The sequence below is a fragment of the Streptomyces sp. NBC_01477 genome (assembly GCF_036227245.1).
Taxonomy (GTDB): Bacteria; Actinomycetota; Actinomycetes; order Streptomycetales; family Streptomycetaceae; genus Actinacidiphila.
Genome location: NZ_CP109445.1, coordinates 3,780,740 through 3,806,852, shown reverse-complemented (window position 1 = coordinate 3,806,852; position 26,113 = coordinate 3,780,740). Strand labels below are relative to the sequence as shown.

The following is a 26,113-nucleotide window of genomic DNA, read 5'->3' as shown; positions in this document are numbered from 1 at the left end:
GCGGATGCTGCTCACCATCGACGTCGGCAACACCCACACCGTCCTCGGACTCTTCGACGGCGAGGAGATCGTCGAGCACTGGCGGATCTCCACCGACGCGCGGCGCACCGCGGACGAGCTGGCGGTGCTCCTCCAGGGCCTGATGGGCATGCATCCGCTGCTGGGGGACCTCGGCGACGGCATCGACGGCATCGCGATCTGCTCGACGGTGCCGTCGGTGCTGCACGAGCTGCGCGAGGTCACCCGGCGCTATTACGGCGATGTGCCGGCCGTGCTGGTCGAGCCCGGCGTCAAGACCGGGGTGCCGATCCTGGTGGACCACCCCAAGGAGGTGGGCTCCGACCGGATCATCAATTCGCTGGCCGCGGTCCATCTCTACGGCGGCCCGTGCATCGTGGTGGATTTCGGCACCGCCACCACCTTCGACGCGGTGTCGGCGCGCGGCGAATACATCGGCGGCGCCATCGCGCCGGGTATCGAGATCTCGGTGGACGCGCTCGGGGTGCGCGGCGCCCAGCTGCGCAAGATCGAGCTGGCCAGGCCGCGCAGCGTGATCGGCAAGAACACGATCGAGGCCATGCAGTCCGGCATCCTCTACGGCTTCGCGGGCCAGGCCGACGGAATCGCCGAGCGGATGGCCCGCGAACTGGCCGCCGACCCGGACGACGTCACGGTCATCGCCACGGGCGGACTGGCCCCGCTGGTGCTGAACGAGGCCTCGATCATCGACACGCACGAGCCGTGGCTGACCCTGATCGGGCTCCGCCTGGTCTACGAACGCAATATCTCGACCACCTGATTGCTTTTCCGCCGCCTTTCCGCCTCCGGCGCGTCCTTCGGCTCACCGGCTGCCGGCGGCGCGACCTCTCGCGCTGTCCTCACCCCGGGGTGAACACACCGGGGTGAGGGTATTGCGGGGTGTTTGTCCGCTTAGCACTTAAAGTCCAGTCATGCCTACGCCACACGGAAACCGAGGCGGCATGGCGTTCAGCGCGGACGAGCTGCGAGTGCTGCGGCGCGCCCTCGCGGAGGTGCTGCACCCCAGCAGGACCCCCGCGGGCGCTGTGGCGACCGCAGCCGCCGTGCCCCGCCCGGCCGAGTACGTCCAGGACTACCTCAGGCTCGCCGAGGCGGTGGACGACGCGGTCCAGGAGGCGGGACGGCTGCGCGCCTTCCTGCTGGCGGAGCTGCGCCGCTACCGCGACGCGCTGCCCGGCTCCGCGGCCGGCTTCCTGGAACGGCTCACCGCCGCCGTGGGCACCGGATACCTGCCGGGCGCCGACGACCTCGCGGCGCTGCGCCTGCTGCGCGCGCAGGCCACCGGCAGCCCGGAGTACCACCGGCGTACCGCACTGCTGCGCCACTGCGAAAACCTGGCAGACAACGACGTACGACTGCGTCTGGAGGCCCATATGCCCGCGCCGCGCCGCCTGCTCGCCCTCCCCGGCCCGTCCGCCGCCGACGAAAGGCCCGACGCCGAACCCGCGCCCGAGCCCGCGACCCCGCCGGCGCCGGGCACCCCGAAGCCCGCGGAACCCGATCCGGGCCGCCGTACGCCGACCCCCGCCGAGATCTGGCCGCCCGGGCGCCGCCCCGCGCCCCGCCGCGAGGACGACGACGCCATGGCCGCGCTGGCCGCCCTGGTGGGCCCGCGCCGCGCCTCCTGCTGAGAGGGGCCGGGGCGCGCGGGACCGGCCTTCCGCGCCTTTCGCGCCGCCCATACGGGTGTTCCCCTCGCCGCCGGGGCACCCGTATGCATGGCGCCGGGACGGCGTGGCTACCCTGACCGCATGGACTATGTTTCCGCGATCGTGCCGCCGCTGGTAATGGCGATCTTCTTCACCTGTGTGATCGTCACAATGATCAAGCACCAGGGCGGCGCCAACAAGGCCCGGGAGGACGCCGCGGTGGACGCCGCCTTCGCCCAGGCGGAGGCCGCGCGCCAGGCCGCGCCGGCGGAGGACCGCTGAGCCCGAATCCCCGGCAGGTTCGCATTCCGGGCATTCAGCCTTACCAGCGCCTAGTATTCCGAGTGTGCCCCGGCCATTGGGAGACCTCGAAGACGCCGTCATGACCCGGGTGTGGGAGTGGAACCGTCCGGTTACCGTTCGTGAGGTTCTTGAGGACCTGGCGCGGGACAGGACCATCGCCTACACCACCGTGATGACCGTAATGGACAACCTGCGCCAGAAGGGGTGGCTGCGCAGGGAGGCGGATGGCCGCGCTTATCGCTATGAGGCGGTATCGACAAGAGCCGCATACTCAGCCGCACTGATGAACGAAGCCTGGGCCGCGAGCGACAACCCCGCCGCGGCCCTCGTGCACTTCTTCGGCATGATGTCGCCGGAACAGCGTGAAGCGGTCCGCGACGCAATGCGCGTCATCCAGTCCGTGGACCCCTCGGCTCCGACGGAAGCAGAAGGACGATAGCGTCCGTCCATGCCCCTCGTGTCGAATGACGTCACCATCCGCAGGGCCCGCACCGCCGATGTCCCCGCGGTGCGGAGCTTGCTGGACTCGTATGTGCGTGACCGCATCCTGCTCGACAAGCCGACGGTGACGCTTTATGAGGACATCCAGGAGTTCTGGGTCGCGGAACGGGACGAGGACGCGGCGGTCGTCGCGTGCGGCGCGCTGCATGTGATGTGGGAGGACCTGGCCGAGGTCAGGACGCTTGCAGTGGACCCGGCACTGCGGGGTGCGGGTGTCGGGCACCAGTTGCTGGCGAAGTTGCTGCAGACCGCGCGGTGGCTGGGAGTGCGCCGAATTTTCTGCCTCACGTTCGAAGTGGACTTCTTCGCGAAGCACGGCTTCCGTGAGACCGGGGACACCCCGGTGGACGGCGATGTCTTCGGAGAGCTGCTGCGTTCCAATGACGAGGGAGTCGCGGAGTTCCTGGACCTGGAGCGAGTGAAACCGAACACCTTGGGCAACAGCCGCATGCTGCTGCAACTGTGACGTTCCGGTTTGTCCGGATCGCACGGTCTCGGGCGGACGTCTTCGTGCAAGGGGTTTGTGTTTTTCACGCAAAGGCGCTTTGCTTTTACCGTTAATCCGTTTTCGATGAAAGGGAAGCCGGTGGCACAGAAGGTTCAGGTCCTTCTCGTAGACGACCTCGACGGTGGTGAGGCGGACGAGACCGTGACGTTCGCGCTCGATGGAGTGACGTACGAGATCGACCTCACCACGGCGAATGCCGACAAGCTGCGGGGGCTGCTGAACCCGTACACGGACAGTGGTCGCAGGACCGGTGGCCGGGTCGGGCGCGGGCGTACCAAGGCGGTACGCGGCGGCGGAGCGTCGGGTCCCGACACCGCCAAGATCCGCGCCTGGGCGAAGGAGAAGGGCTACGAGGTCAACGACCGCGGCCGGGTGCCGGCCACGATCCGCGAGGCGTACGAGAAGGCCCACGGCTGATCCTGGGTGCGCGCCCGCAGCGCGATCCGGTGGCAGGCCGTCGCCAGTGCGGCGACAAGCGCCGGAAGACCGATGGGAACCCCCGATCCATCGGCTCCTCCGGCGAACCGCAGCGCGGGCAGCGTGGCCTCCACCTCGACGCCCGGTCGGGGAGGCCGCAGCCATACCGGTGCCGACCGGTCGTATGCGGCCTCCCGGCGGCCCCACTCGGGGTGCGCCGGCGCCCGCATCTCCTGCCCCGCGCCCAGCGCGGCCACGTCCAGCGGGACGCCGCCCCACTCCAGCCATTCCAGCAGCCCCGGCAGCTCGTCCGCGGCGCCCGCCGCCACCAGCAGCAGGACCCGGCCCCCGTCGAGCGCCACCGGCCCCAGCCGGCCGGGCCGCGCGAAGCGGCTCAGCAGCGCGTACCCGACCGCCACCGGCACATCGAGCGCGTCGAACCGCACCCCGGTGACCAGCCCCGGCGGCAGCGCCCCCGACAGCGGCCACCCCAGCTCGTGCTCGTACCAGTCCATGCCCGTGCAACTGCGGCGGCGCACCGGGGTTACGTACCGCTCACGGGTGAACGCGTACGGTGTGCGGAATGTACGATTCCGGACAGGGGGCGTCCGGCTTGAAGTGTTCGTCCCGGCGCAAGGTTGTTCGCCCGTAGCGCACACCTGCCGGACATCCGGTGTGGACTGTCGGTCGCGGAGGGTAAGAAGTACCTAGTGGGAAGGGATGATGCGGCGGCAGGCGGGGCAGGCGTTCGCCACGGGCGTAGTTGATAAAGAGGTATTCGCCTGGCCTGCGGGAACATCGTCTCGCACCATCGAGGTTGTGGGAGTGACGTCAGCCGGTAGCGCAGCTTCCCCGCGGCAGCGGGGGTGGATACGTGAGCGGCGCCGCTGTGCGGGACTAGCATGCGGAAGGACAGGGAGGGGACCGACCCCTCACTGCCCGACCGCTCTGAGGAGCGATTAACGATGTTCGAGAGGTTCACCGACCGCGCGCGGCGGGTTGTCGTCCTGGCTCAGGAAGAAGCCCGGATGCTCAACCACAACTACATCGGCACCGAGCACATCCTCCTGGGCCTGATCCACGAGGGTGAGGGTGTCGCCGCTAAGGCCCTGGAGAGCCTCGGGATTTCTCTTGAGGCGGTCCGCCAGCAGGTGGAGGAGATCATCGGCCAGGGCCAGCAGGCCCCGTCCGGCCACATCCCCTTCACCCCCCGGGCCAAGAAGGTCCTGGAGCTGTCGCTCCGCGAGGCTCTTCAGCTGGGCCACAACTACATCGGCACCGAGCACATCCTGCTCGGCCTGATCCGCGAGGGCGAGGGCGTCGCCGCCCAGGTCCTGGTGAAGCTGGGCGCCGATCTGAACCGGGTCAGGCAGCAGGTCATCCAGCTGCTCTCCGGTTATTCGGGTGGCAAGGAGTCGGCCACGGCCGGCGGGCCGGCCGAGGGCACTCCCTCGACCTCGCTCGTTCTCGACCAGTTCGGCCGCAACCTGACCCAGGCCGCCAGAGAGACCAAACTCGACCCGGTCATCGGGCGCGAGAAGGAAATCGAGCGGGTCATGCAGGTGCTGTCCCGCCGCACCAAGAACAACCCGGTCCTCATCGGCGAGCCCGGCGTCGGCAAGACCGCCGTCGTGGAGGGCCTGGCCCAGGCGATCGTCAAGGGCGAGGTGCCCGAGACGCTCAAGGACAAGCAGCTCTACACGCTCGACCTGGGTGCCCTGGTGGCCGGCTCGCGCTACCGCGGTGACTTCGAGGAGCGCCTGAAGAAGGTCCTCAAGGAGATCCGCACCCGCGGCGACATCATCCTGTTCATCGACGAGCTGCACACCCTGGTCGGCGCCGGCGCCGCCGAGGGCGCGATCGACGCGGCCTCGATCCTCAAGCCGATGCTGGCCCGGGGCGAGCTGCAGACCATCGGTGCGACCACGCTCGACGAGTACCGCAAGTACCTGGAGAAGGACGCGGCCCTTGAGCGCCGCTTCCAGCCCATCCAGGTCGCCGAGCCGTCGCTGCCGCACACCATCGAGATCCTCAAGGGCCTGCGCGACCGGTACGAGGCCCACCACCGGGTGTCCATCACCGATGAGGCCCTGGTGCAGGCCGCCACGCTGGCCGACCGCTACATCTCGGACCGCTTCCTGCCGGACAAGGCGATCGACCTGATCGACGAGGCCGGCTCCCGGATGCGTATCCGCCGGATGACGGCGCCGCCGGACCTGCGCGAGTTCGACGAGAAGATCGCCGAAGTGCGCAGGGAGAAGGAGTCCGCGATCGATTCGCAGGACTTCGAGAAGGCCGCGTCCCTGCGGGACAACGAGAAGCAGCTGCTCGCCGCGAAGGCCAAGCGGGAGAAGGAGTGGAAGGCCGGCGACATGGATGTCGTCGCCGAGGTCGACGGCGACCTGATCGCCGAGGTCCTCGCCACCGCCACCGGCATCCCGGTCTTCAAGCTGACCGAGGAGGAGTCCTCCCGGCTGCTGCACATGGAGGACGAGCTCCACAAGCGCATCATCGGGCAGAAGGACGCCGTCAAGGCGCTGTCCAAGGCGATCCGCCGCACCCGCGCGGGTCTGAAGGACCCCAAGCGCCCCGGTGGCTCGTTCATCTTCGCCGGCCCGTCCGGTGTCGGTAAGACCGAGCTGTCCAAGGCGCTCGCCGAGTTCCTCTTCGGCGACGAGGACGCGCTGATCTCGCTCGACATGTCCGAGTTCAGCGAGAAGCACACCGTCTCGCGGCTCTTCGGCTCCCCGCCCGGCTACGTCGGGTACGAGGAGGGCGGCCAGCTCACCGAGAAGGTGCGCCGCAAGCCGTTCTCCGTGGTGCTCTTCGACGAGGTCGAGAAGGCCCACCCCGACATCTTCAACAGCCTGTTGCAGATCCTGGAGGACGGTCGGCTGACCGACTCCCAGGGCCGGGTCGTGGACTTCAAGAACACGGTGATCATCATGACCACCAACCTCGGCACCCGTGACATCTCCAAGGGCTTCAACCTGGGCTTCGCCGCCCAGGGCGACACGAAGTCCGGGTACGAGCGGATGAAGAACAAGGTCAGCGACGAGCTCAAGCAGCACTTCCGCCCCGAGTTCCTCAACCGTGTGGACGACGTCATCGTCTTCCCGCAGCTCAGCCAGGACGACATCCTCCAGATCGTCGACCTGATGATCGGTGCGGTGGACGAGCGGCTGCGCGACCGCGACATGGGCATCGAGCTGAGCCTGGAGGCCAAGGAACTGCTCTCCAAGCGCGGCTACGACCCGGTCATGGGCGCGAGGCCGCTGCGGCGGACGATCCAGCGGGAGATCGAGGACTCGCTGTCCGAGAAGATCCTGTTCGGCGAGCTGCGCCCCGGCCACATCGTGGTGGTGGAGGTCGAGGGCGAGGGTGAGACGGCGACGTTCACCTTCCGCGGCGAGGAGAAGGTCACGGTGGCGGACGCCCCGCCGGTCGAGACCCCCAACCTCTCCAAGGAGGGCTGAGCGCCTCCGGCGCCGGCAGAACACCGGGCCTCGGCCCCGGATCCCGCAAGGGCTCCGGGGTCGAGGCCTTTCCGCATGCCCTGCCGGGCCGGCGCCGTCCCCGGACCTTCCGGCGGTGGCCGGCTGCCCGCGCCCCTGGGCGGGCGCCCTCTCCCGCTGCGGCGAGGTCCGCCCCCCTCCAGGGGTGCGGGAAACCGCGGGGGCAGGCCCCGCCGGGGGAGGTCGCGGGACCGGGGCGAGGGGCACTCCGGAGGGGCGTCGGAAGCCCCGCCAGGTGAGGTGCCGCACGTGACGCGCGCCACGTACTACCGGGATTAGTCGCCGCCAGGCCCCTCCACCGGGTGGGCGAAACGGACTATTCACCGGTTTTCGGCCCCCATTCCGCCCCGGCGCGGACCGGCGGCACCTACGACCCCCGGTAGGAGGACCGGTGTTTGCCGGGCCGTCGCAGCCCGGGTTACCAAGGTGGAGCGAGGCCGCACCCCGGGCCCCGTACCCCCACCAGTGAGGTTGTTTCTGCATGCGTAAGCTCTCGCTCTCGACGAAGAAGAACCGCACCCCGAAGTCCGTCAACCGCGGCCGGGTGGCCGTAGTGACCGGCGGAATGGTCGCGGCGCTCGCGCTCGGCTCCACCGCGGCGTTCGCCGCCGGTGCGCAGCACGAGGCGGCGCCCGTCGCCGCCTCGGCCCCGAGCAACGTCGCGGACGTGCTGGCGAAGCAGGCGACCGGCCAGAAGGACGCCGCCGCGGCGGCCAAGGCCAAGGCGAAGGCGGCTGCCGACGCCACGAAGCGGGCGGCCGAGAAGGCCGCCGCCGACCGCAAGGCGCGGATCGCCGGCTGGGAGACCCCGGCGGCCCACTACGTGCTCGGCGCCGGCTACCACCAGGTCGGCAAGCACTGGGTCAACACCCACTCCGGCCAGGACTTCGTCGTGCCGACCGGCACCTCGGTGCGGGCCGCGCACACCGGCACCGTCGTGACGGCGGGCTGGGGCGGCGCGTACGGCAACAACATCGTGATCAAGCACGGGTCGCAGCTGTACACGCAGTACGGCCACCTGTCGCACATCGGTGTGCACGTCGGCCAGCAGGTCATCACCGGCCAGGAGATCGGCAAGTCCGGCTCCACCGGCAATTCGACCGGCCCGCACCTGCACTTCGAGGTCCGTACCACCCCGTACTACGGCTCCTCCGTCGAGCCGCTGCACTTCCTGCGCGCCCACGGTGTGAACGCGTGACGGACGCTGAGGCGTCAACCGGCCGCCGGCGGGTCAACCCGTAAGGAGACTCGCCTCGGACTGGGCGACAAGATCGAGGGCGACTTCGAGGATGGCCGCGCGCTTCTCCTCGGGGTCGCCCTCGACGTTCTGCGTCACGAACATGCCGGCGTGCATCGCGTAGAGCGCGGTGACGCTGCGCACCTGCGCGGCGATCGGCGCGTCCGGGTCCTTGAGCAGTCCGCCCAGCGATTTCACGCTGGTGCGGAAGGTCTCGCCGATGGTCAGCTCGCGCACGGTCGCCTGGTTCTCCTGGAAGAAGCGGAAGAGGTCGACCGAACCCCACAGTATGTCGCTGTAGCGCCGCAGCAGCTCCTGCTTGGTGGCCAGCGTGCGCGGCTGGCTCTCGGCCCAGGTGATCAGCTCGCGCATCGGCCGGGCCAGGTCCTCGGCGATGCTGCTGAGGATGTCTTCCTTGGTCTTGAAGTGGTAGTAGAGCGCCGCCTTCGTGACGTCGAGCCGCTCGGCGATCTCCCGCAGCGAGGTCTTCTCGTAGCCCTGCTCTGCGAACAGCTCCAGCGCGACCTGCTGGATACGGCGGCGCGTGTCGCCCCTGCGTGACTGCGGCTGCTGCGGTGTGCCCATTGGCTTGTCGCTTTCCTGCTGCACTTCGTCGCGCCTCCCGAGGGGGGAGTGCGACCGGCTCGAAACCCACACGGTAGGGCCTTCTTCCGAGGCTACGCACTTACTTGACGCCCGGCTAGTAAACAACGTACCTTGCTGCTACGTAACGTACTAACCGGGCGGCAAGTAAGCACCACTGAAACACCGCCCTCGCACGGGGGAGGAAACCCGGTCATGTCCCAGACCGAAACCGCCAAGCCGTCCACGCCGGAGCCGCCGCCCGGCGCCAAGGCCGAGAGCGGGCCGCGCCAGCGCAGTGTGCGTGTGGTGATGGTGGGTCTGCTGATCGCGATGCTGCTCGCCATGCTCGACAACATGATCGTCGGCACCGCGATGCCGACGATCGTCGGCGAGCTGGGCGGCCTCGACCACCTCTCCTGGGTCGTTACGGCGTACACCCTGGCCACCGCCGCCTCCACCCCGATCTGGGGCAAGCTCGGCGACATGTACGGCCGCAAGGGGATCTTCCTCACCTCGATCGTGCTGTTCCTGGCCGGCTCCGCGATGTCCGGCATGGCGCAGACGATGGACCAGCTGATCGCCTTCCGGGCCTTCCAGGGCCTCGGCGCCGGCGGTCTGATGGTCGGCGTGATGGCGATCATCGGCGAGATGATCCCGCCCCGCGAGCGCGGCAAGTACCAGGGCCTGATCGCCGGTGTCATGGCGATCGCCATGATCGGCGGCCCGCTGGTCGGCGGCACCATCACCGACAACTGGGGATGGCGCTGGAGCTTCTACATCAACCTGCCGATCGGTGTCGTCGCCCTCGCGATGGTCACCATCGTGCTGCACCTGCCCAAGAAGCCCAGCAAGGGCCGTATCGACTACTTCGGCGCCGTCCTGCTGACCGTCGCGATCACCTCGCTGGTGCTGCTGACCACCTGGGGCGGTACGCAGTACGCCTGGGGCTCCGTGCAGATCATCGGCCTGCTGGTGCTCGGCCTGGCCTCGCTGGCCGCCTTCCTCTTCGCCGAGACCCGCGCGCCCGAGCCGATCATGCCGCTGCGGATCTTCCGCAGCTCCAACTTCTCGCTGATCTCGCTGGTCGGCTTCCTCGTCGGCTTCACGATGTTCGGCTCGATGACCTTCCTGCCGCTCTACCAGCAGACCGTGCAGGGCGCCTCGGCGACCAACTCCGGCCTGCTGCTGCTGCCGATGCTGCTCGCGATGATGGCCGTCTCCATGGTCGCCGGCCGGGTCACCACCGCCACCGGCCGCTACAAGGCCTTCCCGATCATCGGCGGCGCCCTGATCACGGTCGGCCTGGTCCTGCTGTCCACGATGGACGTCCACACCACCCGCTTCACCTCCGGCCTCTTCATGGCCGTACTGGGCGCGGGCATGGGCTTCGTCATGCAGATCACCATGCTGATCTCGCAGAACAGCGTCGAGATGCGCGACATAGGCGTCGGCTCGTCGTCCGCGACGCTCTTCCGTACGATCGGCGGCTCCTTCGGCGTCTCGCTGTTCGGCGCGCTGTTCTCGCACAAGGTCCAGCACGGTATGGACTCCACCGCGGCCGGCGCCGCCGCCACGAAGGGCGGCGCGCAGCTCGACCCGGCGACCATCGCCAAATTCCCGCCGGCGCTCAAGGACGCGTACTTCCACGCGGTGGCCTCCGGCACGCACGTGGTCTTCCTGTGGGGCGCCGTGGTGAGCGTCTTCGGCTTCCTCGCGGCCTGGTTCATCATCGAGAGCCCGCTGCGCGGCGCGGCGGCGAAGCCGGCCGCCCGGTCCGAGGACGAGCCGCTGCTGGCCGACGCGCTCTGACCTGCGGTCCGGCCCGCCCGGACACCGGCTCCGCAGCCCCCTCGGGTTCCCGCCCGAGGGGGCTGCCGGCTTTCTGCCCGCTCTATTCGGCGGGCGGCACGGTGAGGGCGTAGTGCAGCGTCTGCCAGTGCTTCCTGCGGTGCATGAAGGGGACGAGGAAGCCGTGCAGGAACGGATACTTCCGCGCGAGCGCCCGCCCGGCCCGCGCGGCGTCCTCACCCGTGAGCAGCACCGCCCGCGCCCGGACGGCCGGCCCGGTCGGCTTCCCCTTCACGGTGGACGGCGCGATCTCGACCCGCGGGTCGTTCCGCAGCCGCCTGACCTTCCAGGCCGCGCTGTACGTCCGCACGTAGGCCCGCTCCCCCTCGACGGCGATACTGACGGCGGTCCCGACGGGCGTGCCGTCCCGCTTGTACGTGGTGAGCAGAATCGTCTTCTGCCGAGCGAATTCCCCGAAGGGCTCGAACGGGGTGGGTGCGCCGGTCATGTGCTGCCTGCCTTGTCGTCGCCGCCCGCGTGTCCGGGCGTGTGCCCGTCCCGACGAAGCGGGCGTCCCCGTTCGTGACATCCCCGGCCGCCGCGCCTCTGTGACCCCGGCCACACTGCGCCGCACGCGCCGGCGGCGGGGAGACGGCCGTCGGGTCGAGCGCGTACAGCGCCTGAGCCGACAGGACCACGCTGCGTACCTCGCGCATGCCCGTCCGGCGGCCGGGACTCTCGGCCAACCGCAGGCCCAGGGCGACTCCGGTGACCGACCCGGCTCCGTCACGGAGGAAACCGCGCCGTTCCACGTCGGTGTCGCCCGCGTCTCGTGTGTACGGCTCGTACGGTTGCGCCGGGACGACAGGTGCCGCTAGTGCCGTCGCCCGGCCAGTGGCGAACCCCAGGCCGGCCAGCGAGCCGCACATGCCGAGCGCCACTGCCGCTCCACGCACCCGGCCGTTGGCGAGGGCGCGGCCGCCCCCTGGTGACGTCACGGTGCCGCGCAGCAGCGGCAGCACGCCTCCGTGAAGACGCGGACGGCCTCGCGGCGGTCGGAGGTGCGCCACAGGACGGCGAGTTCGCTCGGGGGGAGGTCGGGGACCGGGCGGCAGATGACGTTGTCGCGGTGGTAGATCTCGGCGTTGCCGGCCGAGAGGAGGACCACCGCCAGACCGGAGGCGACCGCCTCGAAGGCCTCGTCGGCGGTTTCCGCGGTCGCCGCGACCGTGGCCGGGGTGGTGCGCCGGTCCTCGCCCAGCCAGAAGGTACGCAGCGGGCCCGCTGACGCGGGCAGGGCGACGAACGGCTCGTCGGCGAGTTCCGCGAACGGCACGCTGGGCCGGCCGGCCAGCCGGTGGCCGGCCGGCAGTGCCACCCAGCGCTGCTCCGTGGCGATCACCTGCGCCGACAGGCCGGCCCCCGGCACCGGCAGCCACGCGATGGCGACATCGACCTCGCCGCCCCCCAGGCCCGCCGTCGGGTCGGCCCAGCCGATCTGCCGGAAGCGCAGCCGCCAGCCGGGCAGCCGCCGCTCCATCGCCGCCGTCACGCCGGGGATGAGCCCGCGCCCGATGGTGGTCTGGAAGCCGACGGTCAGCGTCGTGCCGTGCGCCGCCGCCGCGCCGGCCACGGCACCCTGCGCGGCCTCCCACTGCCCGATCAGTCCGCGGGCGTACGGCAGCAGCTCCCGTCCCGCGGCGGTCAGCGCGACCGCGCGCCGGTCGCGTACGAACAGCGGTGTCCGCAGCGACGCCTCCAGCTGCCGGATCTGCCGGCTCAGCGTCGGCTGCGCGATGAACAGCCGCTCGGCCGCGGCCCGCGTGAAGCTCAACTCCTCCGCGACCGCCACGAAATACCGCAGATCCCGGACGTGGACATCCATAGCGGAAGGCTATGACAGCAGCTCTTGGACAGGGCCGCGGGGCCGTCCCAGGATGATCGGTGGAGGTGGTTGCCGATGGAACTGGGCGTCAACGGACTGAACGCCAAGGCCACGCTGGGACCGGCCGAGACGGTACGACTGGCCCGGCTGGCCGAGGAGTTGGGCTACCGGTCGTGGTGGGCGGGCGAGCATGTCGTGCTGCCCAGCCCGCGTACCCCCGACGCGCCGATGGAGCCGACCGACCCGATCCTCGACCCGCTGGTGCACCTGGCCTACGTGGCCGCGGTCACCGAACGGCTGGAGCTGGGCACCGGCATCGTCATCCTGCCGCAGCGCAATCCGCTGGTCCTCGCCAAGCAGGCCGCCAGCCTGGACGTGCTCAGCGGCGGCCGGCTGCTGCTCGGCGTCGCCGCCGGATACCTCGAACCCGAGATGACCGCCGTGGGCGTGCCGTACGCCGAGCGCGGCCGGCGCACCGACGAGTACATCGACGCGATGCGCGCGCTGTGGAACGAGCCCGCGCCCTCCTACCAGGGGCGTTACGTGTCCTTCGCGCACGTCGACGCCCACCCGCGGCCGGTGGGTCCCGGCGGTCCGCGGATCGTGGTCGGCGGGCACAGCCCCGCGGCCTTCCGGCGGGCCGTCGCCCGCGGCCACGGCTGGCTCGGCAACGGGGCGGGCCCCGCCGACCTGGCCGCGCACCTCGACGGGCTGCGCAAGGCCGCCGCCGAGGTGGAACGGCCGGGGTGGCTCGGCCCGCTGGAGATCAGCTTCATGCAGATGTCGCCGGTCGACGCGGACAGCGCCCGGCGCTACGCCGACCTCGGCACCGACCGGCTGATCGTCTACCCGCTGCCGCTGGAGGACCCGGCGGCGGTGGCCGCCCACCTCGAACAGCACGCCGCCCTCCCGCACTGAACGCCCCTCGCGAAGGAACGCCATGCGCGCACTGATCCACGACCCCGCGGCACCGTCCGGCCTCCGGCTGGGCGAGGTCCCCGAGCCGGTCCCGGCGGCCGGGCAGGCCCTGATCGAGGTGCACGCGGTGTCGCTGAACTTCGCCGAGGCCGCCTACGCGGCCGACCGCACCCCGGCCGGCACCGTCATGGGCCTGGACGCGGCAGGCGTCGTGCTGGAGCCGGCCGCCGACGGGTCCGGGCCGCCGCCCGGCGCCCGGGTGGTGTCCTTCGGCTGGGCGGCCGGCGGCTGGGCCGAGCGGCGCGCGGCCGACACCGGGCACCTGGCCGTCGTGCCCGACTCCGTCGACCTCGGTACGGCGAGCACCCTGCCGGCCGCCGGCGTCTCCGCGCTGCGTGCCGTACGCGACCTCGGCCCGGTCCTCGGCCGCCGCGTCCTGGTCACCGGCGCCTCCGGGGGCGTCGGGCGGTTCGCCGTGCAGCTCGCCGCCCTGGCCGGCGCCCACGTCATCGCCTCGGTCGGCAGCCGGGCCCGCGGCGAAGGGCTGCGCGAACTGGGCGCCGCCGAGGTCGTCATCGGCCCGGGCCAGGTCGGCGCCCCGGTCTTCGGCGTCCTCGACAACGTCGGCGGCCCGCAGCTCGCCGAGGCCTTCGGGCTGCTGGAGGACGGCGGCGTCCTCCAGAGCGTCGGCAAGGCCTCCCTCGAACCGACCACCTTCGACTTCGAGAAGGAGCGCCGCAAGGGCGGCCGCAAACGCCTGGAGGTCTTCATGGTCGGCAACCCCGTCTACGGCCCCACCTTCGGCCCCGACCTCGGCCGGCTCGTCCGGCTGCTCGAAGCCGGCGCCCTGACCCCGCGGATCGGCTGGCGCGGCCCCTGGCGCCGCGCCCCGGAAGCGGCCGAGGCCCTGCTGTCCCGCCGCGTCCTGGGCAAGGCCGTCCTGGACGTGCCGGGGGAGGGGTGAGCCGAGCCGAGCGCCAGGCGGGGGCTTGAGCCGAGCCGAGCTCCGGGCGGGGGCTTGAGCCGAGCCGAGCTCCGGGCGGGGGCTTGAGCCGAGCCGAGCTCCGGGCGGGGGCTTGAGCCGAGCCGAGCTCCGGGCGGGGGCTTGAGCCGAGCCGAGCTCCGGGCGGGGGCTTGAGCCGAGCCGAGCTCCGGGCGGGGGCTTGAGCCGAGCCGAGCTCCGGGCGGGGGCTTGAGCCGAGCCGAGCTCCGGGCGGGGGCTTGAGCCGAGCCGAGCTCCGGGCGGGGGCTTGAGCCGGGACCCGAGCGGGAGCCTGGGCCGGGATCCGGGCCGGCGCACTGCCCCGGCCCGCCCCGGCCCGGGCGGTGACGCTCAGCGCGGCAGCAGCAACTGCGCCACCGCGCCGCCGCCGTCCGTCAGGGGCGCGTTGCGGAAGGTGAGGCGGGCGCCGAGGACGCGGGCCTGGCCGGTGGCGATGGTCAGGCCGAGTCCGTGGCCGCCGCCGGAGCGGTCGGTGGAGCCGGTACGGAAGCGGCTCGGCCCCTCGCGGAGCATGTCGGGCGGGAAGCCGGGGCCGTGGTCGCGCACCCGAAGGAAGGGGCCGTCGACCAGGACGTCGATGGGGGCGCCGCCGTGCCGGGCGGCATTGGCCAGCAGATTGCCCAGGACGCGTTCGAGGCGGCGCGGGTCGGTCTGGACGACGGCGTCCTCGGCGACGGTGATGGTGGCCTGCGGGGCGAGCACCGGCACCCGGCGGCGGACGAATTCCGCGAGGGCCACCTCCTGGAGGTCGGCCTGTTCCGCGGCGCCGTCCAGGCGGGCGACCTCCAGGACGTCCTCGACCAGGGTGCGCAGCGCGTGCACCCGGTCGCGTACCAGCTCCGAGGGGCGGCCGGGCGGGAGGAGTTCGGCGGCGGTGACCAGGCCGGTCACCGGAGTGCGCAGTTCGTGCGCGATGTCGGCGGTGACCCGCCGCTCGGCCTCAAGGCGCAGTTGCAGCGCGTCGGCCATCGCGTCGACGGCCCTGGCCAGCTCGTCGGTCTCGTCGCGGCCCCGGCCGCCGATGGCCTCGCGCACCCGGACCTGCGTGTCGCCGTCGGCGACCTTGCGCGCGGCGGTCGCCGCCTTCCGCAGCCGCCGCGACATGCGCCCGCCGACGAACACGCCGATGGCCGTACCGCCGAGCACGACGGTGACCGAGCCGAGCACCAGGGTCCTGTCGAGGTCGACCAGCACCGAATAGCGGTCGGTGAAGCCGGTCTTGAGCGACAGCACCTTCCCGGTGCCCGCCGGCGTCTCGGCCCAGACGACCAGGCCCGAGCGGGTCTGCTGGACGAAGGTGGCGCGCTGGCCCTTGGCGGCGTACGCCTTCAACTCGGGCGGCAGGGCGGGGTCGTTGAGGGTGGCGTAGAAGACCAGCCGGCCGTTGGTCTCGTAGATCCGCAGCGCGGACTGCACCCGCTCGTCCTGGACGTCCCTGGCACTGTTGATCATGCTGACCCGGGCCGCGTTGTGCACGACCAGGCTCAGGACGACGACGACCAGCGCGGACACCGCGGCGATGGCGGCGCTGAGCTTCCAGCGCAGCGTGAGGGTGGGAGGGAAACGCGGTGCCATCGGCGATCAGGCCCGCAGCTTGTAGCCGAAGCCGCGTACGGTCTCGATACGGTCCTGGCCGACCTTGGCCCGCAGCCGCTGGACGTGCACGTCCACCACCCGGGTGTCGCCGCCCCATTCGTAGTCCCACACCCGGGTCAGCAGCCGGTCGCGGGACAGCACGGTGCCGGGGGTGGCGGCGAATTCCAGCAGCAGCCGCATCTCGGTGGGGGTCAGCGCGAGGCGTTCGCCGGCCCGGGTGACCTCCATGCCCTCCGGGTCGATCGCGATGTCGCCGAAGGACAGCAGCGCGCCGGCGTCCTGCGGGTCGTCGGCGGCGCTGGCGCGGAAGCGGCGCAGCACCGCCCGGATCCGGGCGACCAGCACGGCGCCGTCGAAGGGCTTGGTCACATAGTCGTCGGCGCCGGCCTCCAGGCCGAGCACGATGTCGATGGCGTCGGCGCGGGCCGAGACCATGATGACCGGGACGGTCGACTCGTCCCTGATCCGCCGGCACAGGCTGACCCCGTCAAGACCTGGCACCATCACGTCGAGCAGCGCGAGGTCGGGCCGGTGGGCGCGGAAGGCGTCGAGTCCGGTCAGGCCGTCGGGCGCGGCGGTGACCTGGAAGCCGTCGCGCTCCAGGGAGAGCGTGGTGGCCTCGCGGATGACGTCGTCGTCCTCGACGAAGAGGACATGGGTGGCGGCCATGGACTACCGCCGCCCGGCGGCCGGCCCGGCCGCCGACGGCGAGGCCGAGGCGCTGGGCAGGTCCGGGTCGAGCGGGTCGGAGTCGGGCCGCGGCGCCGGATCCGTGGACGTCGGCTCGGGCCGCACGGTCGGCGTGGGCGCGTCGAAGCCGGCGTAGCTGCGGGAGACCTGGACGAACCGGCCGCCGCGCCACGCGTACAGCACCGACTCCTGCCCGGTCGGAAACGTCACCGGGTCGTCCACCTTGTACACCTCGTGGATGATCTGCAGCTGCCCGTCCTCGACGCTGCCGTACACCGGTGGGCGCTCGTCGGCGAAGACGTTCTGGTATTTGCCGTTCACCATACGGTAGACGTACGCGGCCACGCCCAGGCCGTCTCCGCAGGTCGTGACGTTGACCACCAGGTCGGGGCCGTCACCCTCGGTGAGGTCGCCGGTGTCGGTGGCCATCGGATAGGTGTTGCCCGCGCACGGCGTCAGGTCCTCGCGCACATCCTGGCTGACGCTGCTGTCCCGGCGGACCATGGTGGCCAGCGCCTGCGGATCGCGGGCGATGGCCGGCGCCATGGCGGTGGACGGCCGCTTCACGGTGGGGGAGGGCGCGGGACCCTCCCTGCGGACGCCGGTTCCGGTCGTACCGCAGCCCGTCACCACGACGCACGCGCACGTCAGCGCGCCCATCGCGGCGGTTCCGGGTCTTAGGCGGCGCACATCGCCTCCGGTCGCGTGTAGCCGTAACTGCCGTGTTCCAGTTCATGGCGCAGCCGGGCGAGCGCCCGGTGCAGTGTGCTCTTCACCGTACCGGTGGACATGCCCAGCGCCTGCGCGGTTTCCTCGGTCGTCAGCTGGCCGTAGTGGCGCAGCACGACGACCTGCCGCTGCTTGGGGGACAGCACGGCCAGCACGTCCCGCAGCATCTCCCGGTCGGCGCGCTGCTCGGCGCCGTCGTCGACGCTGGGCTCGGGCAGGTCGCAGACCGGCACCTCGTCGAGCTTGCGGTTGCGCCACCACTCGGTTCTGGTGTTGATCATCACCCGGCGCATGTACGCGTCCGCCAGCGTCTTGTCGGCGATGCCGTCCCAGCGGGGGTAGGTGCGCACCAGCGCGGTCTGTACGAGGTCCTGGGCGTCGATCGGGTCCGGTACGAGGCGGCGGGCGCTGCGCAGCAGGGCGTCCTGCCGGCTCCTGACGTACTCCTCGAACTCCAATACCGTGCCGCTCGCCGCCATGTCTCTCCGCCCCGTTCCGCCCAGAAAACCGCTGCGACCGGGCGTTTCGCCGTGTCGCGGCCGGAGGTTTCCCCCCGGCTTCCCTCGAAATTACGGACCGGATGTCAGGCTTCCGCCACCACGAGAGCACAGCGGACGCACAGCAACCCATCGGTTGTGTAACGGCCGCCGAGCGAATCGGGCGAAGGGGATGAAGTGGTCGATAAGGGGGCGGCTTGCGTGCCCTGCCAGGGGGGTTGGCGGTGCGGCCCGCCCGGCGGGAGGTGCCGCGCGGGCGGGTCGGCGGAAGGTGGCGGGCGGGGTCAGACCGGGAGGCGGTAGACGCCGTTGGCGAGGGGTTCGACCAGGCCGTCCTCGACCAGGCCGTCCAGTGCCCTGGCCCGCTGCACCGGCTCGTGCCACACCGCGTCGAGCGCGGCCTGCGGTACGGGCCCCCGCGAGGCGCGCAGGACGGCGAGCAGCCTGCCGCGTACCTGCCGGTCGGTCCCGGCGTACGACTGCCCGCGGCGCGGCGGCCCGTCGTGCGGGGGCGAACCGGCGAGCCGCCAGGCGCACAGCGCCGCCACCGGGCACTGCCCGCACTGCGGGGAGCGGGCGGTGCACACCAGCGCGCCCAACTCCATGGTGGCCGCCGCCCAGCGCGCCGCCGTCGCCTCGTCGGCGGGCAGCAGGCCCGCCGCCGTACGGCGCTCGGCGGCCGTCGTCGCGTTGGGCGGGTGCGCCGTGCCGGTCACGACCCGGGCGAAGACCCGCCGCACATTCGTGTCGAGCACGATGTGCCGCCGCCCGTACGCGAACGACGCGACCGCCGCCGCCGTATATTCACCGACCCCGGGCAGCGCCAGCAATTCCGCGTGCTCGCGCGGCACTTCGCCGCCGTGCCGCTGCGCTATCGCGCCGGCCGCGGCATGCAGCCGCAGGGCCCGGCGCGGATAGCCGAGCCGGCCCCAGGCTCTGACCGCCTCGCCCGGTGACTCGGCGGCCAGGTCGGCGGGGCGCGGCCAGCGGGCCAGCCACTGCTCGTGCACCGGCAGCACCCGGACCACCGGGGTCTGCTGGAGCATGAACTCGCTGACCATGACCGACCAGGCGCCCGCGTCCGGGCGGCGCCACGGCAGGTCGCGGGCGTGATCGCCGAACCAGTCGATGACCAGGTCGTGCAGCGCGGCCGCACGCGGGGTGCCGGCGGAGGCCGGGTCGGTGGCGGTCGCGGACTCGGGGGTGTGGTGGAGGTCTGTGCTCATCGCCTCGCGATCCTCGCACACGCCACTGACAGCGACCGGTTGCCGACGTAAAGGTGATCATCGGCAAAGACGGGCCACCGAGCGGCGGGTGTTGCGGCGGCACACGGGTGATCTCCCCTAGAGTTCGGGTGTGGGCTCGTTGCGCAATCCCGTCGGACCTCTCCCGTCGACCATCTACTGGCGGCGGCGGACAGTGATGTTCGCCGTCGTGGCGCTGATCGCCGTGCTGGCGATCTGGGCGGTGACATCGGGCGGCGGCGGTGGGAGCGACGGCAAGGGCTCCTCCTCGCCCACCGGTTCGCACAGCCCGGCGGCGACCATCACCGCGGGACCCGTGCCCAGCGGCACCCACATCAGCGGGCGCCCCGGCGGTCGGGACACCGACCCCGCGAACGGCGGCACGGACTCCAACGGCGGTACGGGCGACGGCACTTCCGACGGCGCCTCGGCGGGCGCCGCGGCCGGCGCTTCCGGCGGCGACACGGCCGGTACGACCGGTGGCACCTCTGCGGGTACGTCCGCGGGCGCCGGCGCGGGCGGCGCCACCACCGCCGGCGGCGCCGCGAGCGCGGGTACGGGCTCGGCCGACGACCAGGTCCCGGCCGGCTCGACGCTGCCCACCTGCTCACCCGGTGCGGTCTCGCTGTCCCTGGCCAGCGCGAAGAACGCCTACTCGCCCGGCGAGACCCCGGTCTTCCAACTGCGCGCCACCAACTCCGGCGCCGTCACCTGCAAGCTGGACTTCGGCCCCCGCAGCGCGGTCTTCACCGTCACCAAGACCCCCGACATCAGCCATGTGTGGGCGTCCGACGACTGCCCGGCCAACGCGTCGGCGTACCTGCTCCAGGTGCCCGCGCACGGCACCACCACCTACACGCTGCGCTGGAGCGCCAGGACCAGCTCCCCGCGGTGCGCCGCCCCCAAGGGCGCGCAGGCCGCGCCGGGCAACTACCTGGCGCAGGCCCAACTGCCGGGCTACGGCGCCAAGAGCGTGCCGTTCGTGCTGTCGCAGGACTGAGGGCGGGGGCCGGCGGCGGGACTGCCTCCGCGGGACCGGCGGCAGAACTGAGGGCGGGAGGCTGCCCTTGCGGGACTGACCGCGGGACCGGCGTCGGGCGGTGCGCCTACACGTACCGTTCGAGGATCGAGGACTCCGCGAGACGCGACAGGCCCTCGCGGACCGAGCGGGCGCGGGCCTCGCCGACGCCGTCGACCGCCTGGAGGTCGTCCACGCTGGCGGCGAGCAGCTTCTGCAGCCCGCCGAAGTGCTCGACCAGCCGCTCGATCACCGTGTTCGGCAGCCGCGGCACCTTCGCCAGCAGGCGGTAACCCCGCGGCGACACCGCCGAGTCCAGCGACTCGGGGGAGCCGGTGTAGCCCAACGCCCGCGCCACCGTGGTCAGTTCGATCAGCTCGCTCTGCGGCAGCGCGTCCAGCTCGGCCATCGCCTCGCCGACCGTACGGCTGCGCTTGGCGGTCGGCTCCGGTACGTAGTCCCGGGCCACCAGCTCGCGTTCCGGCTCCACACCCGCGATCAGCTCGTCCAGCTGGAGCGACAGCAGCCGCCCGTCGGTACCCAACTCCACGACGTACTCGGCGATTTCGGTGGCGATCCGGCGGACCATCTCCAACCGCTGCGCCACCGCCGTGACATCGCGGACCGTGACCAGGTCCTCGATCTCCAGCGCCGACAGGGTGCCCGCCACCTCGTCCAGCCGCAGTTTGTACCGCTCAAGGGTGGCCAGCGCCTGGTTGGCCCGGGACAGGATCGCCGCCGAGTCCTCCAGCACCCGGCGCTGACCGTCCACGTACAGCGCGATCAGCCGCATCGACTGACTGACCGAGACCACGGGGAAGTTGACCTGCTTGCTGACCCGGTCCGCGGTGCGGTGCCGGGTGCCGGTCTCCTCGGTGGGGATCGTCGGGTCGGGCACCAACTGCACCCCGGCCCGCATGATCTTGGTCATGTCCTTGTCCAGGATCAGCGCACCGTCCAGCTTGCACAGCTCACGCAGCCGGGTCGCGGTGAATTCCACGTCGAGGACGAAGCCGCCGGAGCACAGCGACTCCACCGTCTTGTCCATGCCCAGCACGATCAGGCCGCCCGTATTGCCGCGCAGAATGCGCTCCAGGCCGTCGCGCAGGGCCGTGCCGGGCGCGACGGCGCTCAGCGACGCGCGCATCAGCCCGCCGTCCTGGCCGGTGCCGGACCTGCTGGCGGAGTCCGCCGCTGCCTTGCGGGCCGGGGCGGCGCCTGCCCGGTCGTTGGCTGCCACTGCGTTCCTCCGGTCGGTGCGGTTTGGAGTGAGTTTACGTCGTCCGCGCCGCGGGCCGCCGATCACCGGCGTACGCCCCCTGCCGCCGGCTACCCCCGGGAGGCCCTGGAAGGCAGCGCGCGCAGGGCGTCACCGATGTCCGCGACCTCGATCACCCGCATCCCCGCGGGCACCTTGCCGGGGTCGGTCGGCACCAGCGCGTGGGTGAAGCCGAGCCGGGCCGCCTCCGACAGGCGGCGCTGCACACCGGTGACCCGGCGCACCTCGCCGGCCAGCCCCACCTCGCCGATCGCCACCAGATTCTTCGGCAGTGGGGTGTCGATCGCCGCGCTGGCCAGCGCCAGCGCCACCGCCAGGTCGGCGGCCGGCTCGGTGAGCCGCACCCCGCCGACGGTCGCCGTGTAGATGTCCTGCTTGCCGATCGCCTTGATCCGGCCGCGCTGCTCCAGCACGGCCAGCATCATCGAGACCCGGGAATTCTCCAGGCCGGACGTCGTACGCCGAGGCGAGGGGATCTGGGTGTCCACGGTCAGCGCCTGCACCTCCGCGACCAGCGGCCGCTTGCCTTCGAGCGTCACCGTCAGGCACGTGCCCGGCACCGGCTCGTCACGCCGGGTCAGGAACAGGCCGGACGGGTCGGCCAGGCCCGTGATCCCCTCGTCGTGCAGCTCGAAGCAGCCGACCTCGTCGGTGGCGCCGTAGCGGTTCTTCACCCCGCGGATCAGCCGCAGCCGCGCGTGCCGGTCGCCCTCGAAGCTCAGCACCACGTCGACCAGGTGCTCCAGCAGCCGCGGCCCGGCGATCGTCCCGTCCTTGGTGACATGGCCGACCAGCAGGGTGGCCATCCCGCGCTCCTTGGACGCCCTGATCAGCGCGCCCGCGACCTCGCGGATCTGCGCCATGCCCCCCGGGGCGCCGTCGATCTCCGGCGAGGCCACCGTCTGCACCGAGTCCAGCACCAGCAGCGACGGCTTCACGTCGTCCAGATGCCCGAGCACCGTCGACAGGTCCGTCTCGGCAGCCAGATAGAGGTGGTCGGCGAGCGCGCCGATACGGTCCGCGCGCAGCCGCACCTGCGAGGCCGACTCCTCACCCGTGACGTACAGCACCGGGTGCTCCGCGCTCGACGCCTTCGCTGCCACGTCCAGCAGGAGTGTGGACTTGCCGACCCCCGGCTCGCCCGCGAGCAGCGCCACCGCCCCCGGCACCAGGCCGCCGCCCAGCACCCGGTCCAGCTCCGGCACCCCGGTCGAGCGCGCGGTCGCCTGCCGCCCGTCCACCTGCGCGATCGGCCGTGCGGGCGAGCTGACCCGCCCCGGCGCGGTGGTCCGTACGGCCGACACGCCGCCGTGCTGCTCGACCGTCCCCCACGCCTGGCACTCGCCGCACCGGCCGAGCCATTTCACCGTGGTCCAGCCGCACTCGGTACAGCGGTAGGAGGGACGGTCCTTCGGGGCGGGCTTGCGGGTGGCCATGGCGCCACCGTAGCGGTCGGGTACGACAGCGGGGTCCGGCCGCGGGTTCGCCCGCGGCCGGCCTCGGTCGGGTGTGGCCGGCCTCGGGCGGCTGGGGACGGGTTCGGACGGCTTCCGGGGGGCGGCTCCGGGGGGCGCGAACGGGGGCGTACGGCGCGGGCGTCGCGGGCGGGCACGCGTATTCACTCGCAAGAGTGGTCGGACTGTCTCAAATCGGGCCGCATCGCCACCCATAAGGATTAATGGCCGCGAGGACTGCTGAAGCGGGGCGGGTCGCGGGCCTACCGTCGCCCGGTGATGAGCAGGCAGGAGACCCCCACCCCCATCCCGCAGAACGGTGCGCACCGCAGGCACCGGGCTGCGGCGTTTGGGCGTTCTGCGGCGCGCGAGCGGTCGGCCGCGCGGGACCGTGACGCGGCGCGCCGCCCGCACGGCACGCTGCCGATGGTGCCGCCCGCGCACTACGAGCCGTACCTCGACGGCCTGTTCACGTACTGCCTGTCCGTCCTGTGCGAGCACGACGCCGCCGCCGGCGCCCTCGGCGACGTCCTCGCGCTCGCCGAACGCCAGCGCGCCCGGCTGCGCGACTCCGACCTGCGGCGCCCCTGGCTCTACGCGCTCGCCCGCTGGTGCTGCCTGCGCCGGCTCGCCGCCGGCATCCCGCCCGCGCCGGCCCGCGCCGCCGCCTCCCTCGCCGCCCAGCGGGCCGCCCAACTCGCCGCCCTGGCCTGGCCGGAGGCCGCCGGCACCACCCCCGAGCAGCGCGAGGCCCTGGAGTTGGCGGTACGCCACCAACTGCCGCCGTACGAGGTCGCCGCCGTCCTCGGGCTCGACACCGACACCGCACGCGGCCTGCTGGCCCGCGCCGCCTGCGAGGTCGAGCGCACCCGGGCCGCGCTCGCCGTCGTCGACACCGGGCGCTGCGGGTCGCTCGCCCGACTCGCCGGGGACGACCGGGTGCTGCTCGGGCCCGCGCTCCGTGGCGAACTCGTCCGCCACGTCGACGCGTGCGTGGTGTGCCGGCGCACCGCGGAACGCGCCGTCGCCGCCGGGGCGTGGCCCGGCGCCGCAGACGCCACCGACGTACTCGCGCTCATCGAGGCGCCGCGGGCCGCCGCCTGCGCGGCGCTCCTGCACGCCATGGAGACCGGCGCCGGGCGCAGCCGCCAGGCCACGCCGCGCTTCGACCGGCGCGGCTTCCCCCTCGACCTCAAGGACCGGGCGGCGCGGCGGGCACAACTGCGGCACCGTGCCGTGACGACCACGGTCGTCGCGGCCGTCGTCGCCGCGCCCGTCCTGGCGATCTGGGCCGCGTATCGGGCGACGCCGCTGGGCGGTGACGACGCGCCCCACGGCGGGGGGCGGGCGGCGGCCGGGGCGCCGGACGGGGCGGGGGTGCCTGACGGGGCGGCCGGCGGGTCGCGCTCGCGGCCCTCGGCGGCCGGTTCGCCGTCCGTTCCTGTGGACGCCGACGTCACTGCCGTGACCGTCACTGCGGCGGGTGTGTCGGCGCCTTCCGCCGGGGCTTCTCTGACGGTGACGGCGGCGCCCGGGGCCGGGCGCACCCTCGTCACCCTCACGGCGGGTGGCTCGGGCGAGGTGCGGTGGGCCGCGTCCACGGCGGCGGGGTGGCTGCGGCTGTCGGCGGTGCGGGGTGTGCTCCGCACCGGGGAGTCGGTGACCGTGGCGGTGACGGTGGTCCCCGAGCTTGCGCCCGACGGCTCGTGGTCGGCGTCGATCGCTTTCGCGCCGGGGGGCGGGGCGGTGGTTCTGCGGGGTACGACGCGGAGGGCGTCGCCGCCACCGGTGTCACCGTCCCCGGCCCCGCCGCCGCCACCCGCCTCGGCTACGGCGTCACCCACGCCGTCGGCGCCCGCCTCGGAGTCACCGTCCCCGGCGCCGACGGCCACGCTCACGCCGGGCTGACGTGGCTGGGGTCGGTACCGCTCCGGGGTATCTCCTCGGACTGCGCACCTGAGCTCTGTGCGAACGTTCCTGCGGGAGTCGTGCGCAGTCCTGCGGGGACACCCCCGGACCGTCCCCTCCGGCCCGGCTCTGCGGCTGCCTGTCGCGGTGGGTGAGCAAACCCCCGGGGTACGCCGTCACGCACGGGCGCGCAACCGCCCGCAGGGAGACCTGCATACGCCCCACGACGGCACCAGCGCCCCGCAGGCGCGGGAACCGTCACAGCAAGGTCAGCACCCGCGGCCCGGCCGCGGTGATGGCGACCGTGTGCTCGATGTGCGCCGCCCGGCTGCCGTCGACCGTGCTGAGGGTCCATCCATCCGCCCTGGTGTGGTATTCGTCCCGCCCCCCAGCCATCAGCATCGGCTCGATCGCGAGAGCCAGCCCCGGCTTGAGGGGGAAGCCGCGCCCGGCCCGCCCGCGGTTCGGCACGTGGGGATCCTCATGCATGCGCCGCCCGATCCCGTGCCCCCCGAAATCCGCCGGCATTCCGCAGCGCGCTTCCCGCGCGACCGTTCCGATCGCGTGCGAGATGTCACCGACGCGGTTGCCGGCGACGGCCGCGGCGATGCCGGCGTCCAGGGCCCTGCGGGTCGCGGCGATGAGGTCCAGGTCGGCCTGGCGGGGGGTGCCGACGGTGAAGGAGATGGCGGCGTCGCCGGTCCAGCCGTCGAGTTCGGCGCCGCAGTCGACGCTGACGAGGTCGCCGTCGCGGAGCCGGTAGTCGGTGGGGATGCCGTGGACGATGGCGTCGTTGACCGAGGTGCAGATCACGGCGGGGAAGGGGGTGGGGGCGAAGGACGGCCGGTAGCCGAGGAAGGGGGATCCGGCGCCGGCTTCGGTGAGGACGGCGCGGGCCGCCTCGTCGAGTTCCCGCAGCGACACCCCGACGGCCGCTGCCGCCTCGGCGGCGGCGAGTGCCCGGGCGACGACCCGGCCTGCCTCGCGCATCGCGTCCAGTGCCGTGTCGGTCTTGATCTCCACCATGGTGTGGCTCCCTTGTCTCCAATACTTATACCGGTATTAGTATCACGGGCATGGTGAGAACTCCTTTGACCCCGTGGGAACACCGGCGCGGAGAGCGGTTCGGCGCGCTGATGCGCCAGGCGCGCGGTGATCGCAGCATGGTGGAGGTCGCCGCGGCCGCGGGAGTGTCCGCGGAGACGCTGCGCAAGATCGAGACGGGCCGGGCGCCGACGCCGGCCTTCTTCACGGTGGCGGCGCTCGCCGCCGCGGTGGGGCTGTCGCTCGACGACCTGGCCGCCGCGTGCGGCCAGGAGGCCGAGGAGGAGGTGGCTCTGTCCGCGTGAG

General features: G+C 72.6%; 26 protein-coding genes. 14 read left to right on the top strand and 12 right to left on the bottom strand.

Features of this window, described 5'->3' with window-relative positions:
- Positions 1-4: 4 nt before the first annotated feature.
- The 6 genes from OHA86_RS15715 to OHA86_RS15690 all read left to right on the top strand — a co-directional run bounded on the left by OHA86_RS15715 (position 5) and on the right by OHA86_RS15690 (position 3,417).
- Positions 5-799 carry a type III pantothenate kinase gene (locus tag OHA86_RS15715; protein WP_073501683.1) on the top strand — a complete coding sequence of 265 codons (795 nt, stop codon included), beginning with the start codon at positions 5-7 and terminating at the stop codon, positions 797-799.
- 151 nt (positions 800-950) lie between these two features.
- On the top strand, positions 951-1,670 hold the full coding sequence (locus tag OHA86_RS15710) for a hypothetical protein (RefSeq protein ID WP_329175927.1): 720 nt from the start codon (positions 951-953) through the stop codon (positions 1,668-1,670).
- Between the two features lie 120 nt (positions 1,671-1,790).
- Positions 1,791-1,970 (top strand): hypothetical protein, encoded by a 180-nt coding sequence (locus OHA86_RS15705; RefSeq protein WP_329175923.1) that lies wholly within the window; start codon positions 1,791-1,793, stop codon positions 1,968-1,970.
- A 64-nt stretch (positions 1,971-2,034) separates the two neighbouring features.
- Entirely contained in the window at positions 2,035-2,430 is a 396-nt protein-coding gene (locus tag OHA86_RS15700; RefSeq protein WP_329175921.1) for a BlaI/MecI/CopY family transcriptional regulator, read from the top strand.
- Positions 2,431-2,439: 9 nt separating this feature from the next.
- Positions 2,440-2,958: an amino-acid N-acetyltransferase gene (locus OHA86_RS15695; RefSeq protein WP_329175919.1), complete on the top strand. Its 519-nt coding sequence runs from the start codon at positions 2,440-2,442 to the stop codon at positions 2,956-2,958.
- 120 nt (positions 2,959-3,078) lie between these two features.
- Complete coding sequence (locus OHA86_RS15690) at positions 3,079-3,417, top strand: histone-like nucleoid-structuring protein Lsr2 (protein WP_327289400.1); 339 nt, start codon at positions 3,079-3,081, stop codon at positions 3,415-3,417.
- Here OHA86_RS15690 and OHA86_RS15685 read toward each other — a convergent pair.
- The gene (locus tag OHA86_RS15685; protein ID WP_329175917.1) at positions 3,348-3,956 is read right to left on the bottom strand and encodes an SCO3374 family protein; all 609 of its coding nucleotides are present in this window, start codon (positions 3,954-3,956) and stop codon (positions 3,348-3,350) included. The two genes, OHA86_RS15690 and OHA86_RS15685, sit on opposite strands and share 70 nt — an antisense overlap.
- 426 nt (positions 3,957-4,382) lie before the next feature.
- Here OHA86_RS15685 and OHA86_RS15680 point away from each other — a divergent pair, with 426 nt between their 5' ends.
- Both OHA86_RS15680 and OHA86_RS15675 read left to right on the top strand, forming a co-directional pair.
- Entirely contained in the window at positions 4,383-6,893 is a 2,511-nt protein-coding gene (locus OHA86_RS15680; protein WP_329175912.1) for an ATP-dependent Clp protease ATP-binding subunit, read from the top strand.
- A gap of 520 nt (positions 6,894-7,413) precedes the next feature.
- Positions 7,414-8,130 carry a M23 family metallopeptidase gene (locus OHA86_RS15675; RefSeq protein WP_329175910.1) on the top strand — a complete coding sequence of 239 codons (717 nt, stop codon included), beginning with the start codon at positions 7,414-7,416 and terminating at the stop codon, positions 8,128-8,130.
- A gap of 33 nt (positions 8,131-8,163) precedes the next feature.
- Here the strand turns inward: OHA86_RS15675 and OHA86_RS15670 are convergent, their stop codons facing one another.
- On the bottom strand, positions 8,164-8,754 hold the full coding sequence (locus OHA86_RS15670; RefSeq protein ID WP_329175908.1) for a TetR/AcrR family transcriptional regulator: 591 nt from the start codon (positions 8,752-8,754) through the stop codon (positions 8,164-8,166).
- A gap of 213 nt (positions 8,755-8,967) precedes the next feature.
- Between OHA86_RS15670 and OHA86_RS15665 the strand changes: the two genes are divergently transcribed.
- The gene (locus tag OHA86_RS15665; protein WP_443071741.1) at positions 8,968-10,563 is read left to right on the top strand and encodes an MDR family MFS transporter; all 1,596 of its coding nucleotides are present in this window, start codon (positions 8,968-8,970) and stop codon (positions 10,561-10,563) included.
- An 82-nt stretch (positions 10,564-10,645) separates the two neighbouring features.
- Here OHA86_RS15665 and OHA86_RS15660 read toward each other — a convergent pair whose 3' ends face one another.
- Both OHA86_RS15660 and OHA86_RS15655 read right to left on the bottom strand, forming a co-directional pair.
- The gene (locus OHA86_RS15660) at positions 10,646-11,050 is read right to left on the bottom strand and encodes a PPOX class F420-dependent oxidoreductase (RefSeq protein WP_329175907.1); all 405 of its coding nucleotides are present in this window, start codon (positions 11,048-11,050) and stop codon (positions 10,646-10,648) included.
- A gap of 486 nt (positions 11,051-11,536) precedes the next feature.
- A complete protein-coding gene (locus tag OHA86_RS15655; RefSeq protein ID WP_329175906.1) occupies positions 11,537-12,427 on the bottom strand; it encodes a LysR family transcriptional regulator in 891 nt (296 codons plus the stop codon).
- A 75-nt stretch (positions 12,428-12,502) separates the two neighbouring features.
- Between OHA86_RS15655 and OHA86_RS15650 the strand changes: the two genes are divergently transcribed.
- Positions 12,503-13,345, top strand: a complete 843-nt coding sequence (locus OHA86_RS15650; RefSeq protein ID WP_329175905.1) for an LLM class F420-dependent oxidoreductase — start codon at positions 12,503-12,505, stop codon at positions 13,343-13,345.
- A gap of 22 nt (positions 13,346-13,367) precedes the next feature.
- A complete protein-coding gene (locus OHA86_RS15645) occupies positions 13,368-14,309 on the top strand; it encodes a zinc-binding dehydrogenase (protein ID WP_329175904.1) in 942 nt (313 codons plus the stop codon).
- Between the two features lie 369 nt (positions 14,310-14,678).
- Here the strand turns inward: OHA86_RS15645 and OHA86_RS15640 are convergent, their stop codons facing one another.
- The 5 genes from OHA86_RS15640 to OHA86_RS15620 form a co-directional block, all read right to left on the bottom strand.
- Entirely contained in the window at positions 14,679-15,923 is a 1,245-nt protein-coding gene (locus OHA86_RS15640; RefSeq protein ID WP_329175903.1) for a HAMP domain-containing sensor histidine kinase, read from the bottom strand.
- Between the two features lie 6 nt (positions 15,924-15,929).
- Positions 15,930-16,613 carry a two-component system response regulator CseB gene (cseB, locus tag OHA86_RS15635; RefSeq protein ID WP_329175902.1) on the bottom strand — a complete coding sequence of 228 codons (684 nt, stop codon included), beginning with the start codon at positions 16,611-16,613 and terminating at the stop codon, positions 15,930-15,932.
- Positions 16,614-16,616: 3 nt separating this feature from the next.
- Complete coding sequence (locus OHA86_RS15630) at positions 16,617-17,294, bottom strand: hypothetical protein (protein WP_329175900.1); 678 nt, start codon at positions 17,292-17,294, stop codon at positions 16,617-16,619.
- Between the two features lie 17 nt (positions 17,295-17,311).
- A complete protein-coding gene (locus OHA86_RS15625) occupies positions 17,312-17,842 on the bottom strand; it encodes a SigE family RNA polymerase sigma factor (RefSeq protein ID WP_329175899.1) in 531 nt (176 codons plus the stop codon).
- Positions 17,843-18,144: 302 nt separating this feature from the next.
- A complete protein-coding gene (locus tag OHA86_RS15620; RefSeq protein WP_329175897.1) occupies positions 18,145-19,086 on the bottom strand; it encodes an A/G-specific adenine glycosylase in 942 nt (313 codons plus the stop codon).
- A 130-nt stretch (positions 19,087-19,216) separates the two neighbouring features.
- Here OHA86_RS15620 and OHA86_RS15615 point away from each other — a divergent pair, with 130 nt between their 5' ends.
- On the top strand, positions 19,217-20,104 hold the full coding sequence (locus OHA86_RS15615; RefSeq protein ID WP_329175895.1) for a hypothetical protein: 888 nt from the start codon (positions 19,217-19,219) through the stop codon (positions 20,102-20,104).
- Positions 20,105-20,210: 106 nt separating this feature from the next.
- Here OHA86_RS15615 and disA read toward each other — a convergent pair whose 3' ends face one another.
- Entirely contained in the window at positions 20,211-21,362 is a 1,152-nt protein-coding gene (disA, locus tag OHA86_RS15610) for a DNA integrity scanning diadenylate cyclase DisA (RefSeq protein ID WP_443053962.1), read from the bottom strand.
- 89 nt (positions 21,363-21,451) lie between these two features.
- Positions 21,452-22,837 carry a DNA repair protein RadA gene (gene radA / locus OHA86_RS15605; protein ID WP_329175893.1) on the bottom strand — a complete coding sequence of 462 codons (1,386 nt, stop codon included), beginning with the start codon at positions 22,835-22,837 and terminating at the stop codon, positions 21,452-21,454.
- 297 nt (positions 22,838-23,134) lie between these two features.
- Here radA and OHA86_RS15600 point away from each other — a divergent pair, with 297 nt between their 5' ends.
- Positions 23,135-24,763 carry a hypothetical protein gene (locus tag OHA86_RS15600; RefSeq protein WP_329175892.1) on the top strand — a complete coding sequence of 543 codons (1,629 nt, stop codon included), beginning with the start codon at positions 23,135-23,137 and terminating at the stop codon, positions 24,761-24,763.
- A gap of 258 nt (positions 24,764-25,021) precedes the next feature.
- Here the strand turns inward: OHA86_RS15600 and map are convergent, their stop codons facing one another.
- Positions 25,022-25,789, bottom strand: a complete 768-nt coding sequence (gene map, locus OHA86_RS15595) for a type I methionyl aminopeptidase (RefSeq protein WP_329175891.1) — start codon at positions 25,787-25,789, stop codon at positions 25,022-25,024.
- A 50-nt stretch (positions 25,790-25,839) separates the two neighbouring features.
- Between map and OHA86_RS15590 the strand changes: the two genes are divergently transcribed.
- On the top strand, positions 25,840-26,112 hold the full coding sequence (locus OHA86_RS15590; RefSeq protein ID WP_329175890.1) for a helix-turn-helix transcriptional regulator: 273 nt from the start codon (positions 25,840-25,842) through the stop codon (positions 26,110-26,112).
- Position 26,113 lies beyond the last annotated feature (1 nt).

Bases quoted from the DNA above. Each gene is read 5' to 3' on its own strand.
- OHA86_RS15715 (WP_073501683.1), top strand. From the start codon at position 5: ATGCTGCTCACCATCGACGTCGGCAACACCCACACCGTCCTCGGACTC.
- OHA86_RS15710 (WP_329175927.1), top strand. From the start codon at position 951: ATGCCTACGCCACACGGAAACCGAGGCGGCATGGCGTTCAGCGCGGAC.
- OHA86_RS15705 (WP_329175923.1), top strand. From the start codon at position 1,791: ATGGACTATGTTTCCGCGATCGTGCCGCCGCTGGTAATGGCGATCTTC.
- OHA86_RS15695 (WP_329175919.1), top strand. From the start codon at position 2,440: ATGCCCCTCGTGTCGAATGACGTCACCATCCGCAGGGCCCGCACCGCC.
- OHA86_RS15680 (WP_329175912.1), top strand. From the start codon at position 4,383: ATGTTCGAGAGGTTCACCGACCGCGCGCGGCGGGTTGTCGTCCTGGCT.
- OHA86_RS15675 (WP_329175910.1), top strand. From the start codon at position 7,414: ATGCGTAAGCTCTCGCTCTCGACGAAGAAGAACCGCACCCCGAAGTCC.
- OHA86_RS15670 (WP_329175908.1), bottom strand. From the start codon at position 8,754: ATGGGCACACCGCAGCAGCCGCAGTCACGCAGGGGCGACACGCGCCGC.
- OHA86_RS15665 (WP_443071741.1), top strand. From the start codon at position 8,968: ATGTCCCAGACCGAAACCGCCAAGCCGTCCACGCCGGAGCCGCCGCCC.
- OHA86_RS15660 (WP_329175907.1), bottom strand. From the start codon at position 11,050: ATGACCGGCGCACCCACCCCGTTCGAGCCCTTCGGGGAATTCGCTCGG.
- OHA86_RS15655 (WP_329175906.1), bottom strand. From the start codon at position 12,427: ATGGATGTCCACGTCCGGGATCTGCGGTATTTCGTGGCGGTCGCGGAG.
- OHA86_RS15650 (WP_329175905.1), top strand. From the start codon at position 12,503: ATGGAACTGGGCGTCAACGGACTGAACGCCAAGGCCACGCTGGGACCG.
- OHA86_RS15645 (WP_329175904.1), top strand. From the start codon at position 13,368: ATGCGCGCACTGATCCACGACCCCGCGGCACCGTCCGGCCTCCGGCTG.
- OHA86_RS15640 (WP_329175903.1), bottom strand. From the start codon at position 15,923: ATGGCACCGCGTTTCCCTCCCACCCTCACGCTGCGCTGGAAGCTCAGC.
- cseB (WP_329175902.1), bottom strand. From the start codon at position 16,613: ATGGCCGCCACCCATGTCCTCTTCGTCGAGGACGACGACGTCATCCGC.
- OHA86_RS15630 (WP_329175900.1), bottom strand. From the start codon at position 17,294: ATGGGCGCGCTGACGTGCGCGTGCGTCGTGGTGACGGGCTGCGGTACG.
- OHA86_RS15625 (WP_329175899.1), bottom strand. From the start codon at position 17,842: ATGGCGGCGAGCGGCACGGTATTGGAGTTCGAGGAGTACGTCAGGAGC.
- OHA86_RS15620 (WP_329175897.1), bottom strand. From the start codon at position 19,086: ATGAGCACAGACCTCCACCACACCCCCGAGTCCGCGACCGCCACCGAC.
- radA (WP_329175893.1), bottom strand. From the start codon at position 22,837: ATGGCCACCCGCAAGCCCGCCCCGAAGGACCGTCCCTCCTACCGCTGT.
- OHA86_RS15600 (WP_329175892.1), top strand. From the start codon at position 23,135: ATGAGCAGGCAGGAGACCCCCACCCCCATCCCGCAGAACGGTGCGCAC.
- map (WP_329175891.1), bottom strand. From the start codon at position 25,789: ATGGTGGAGATCAAGACCGACACGGCACTGGACGCGATGCGCGAGGCA.
- OHA86_RS15590 (WP_329175890.1), top strand. From the start codon at position 25,840: ATGGTGAGAACTCCTTTGACCCCGTGGGAACACCGGCGCGGAGAGCGG.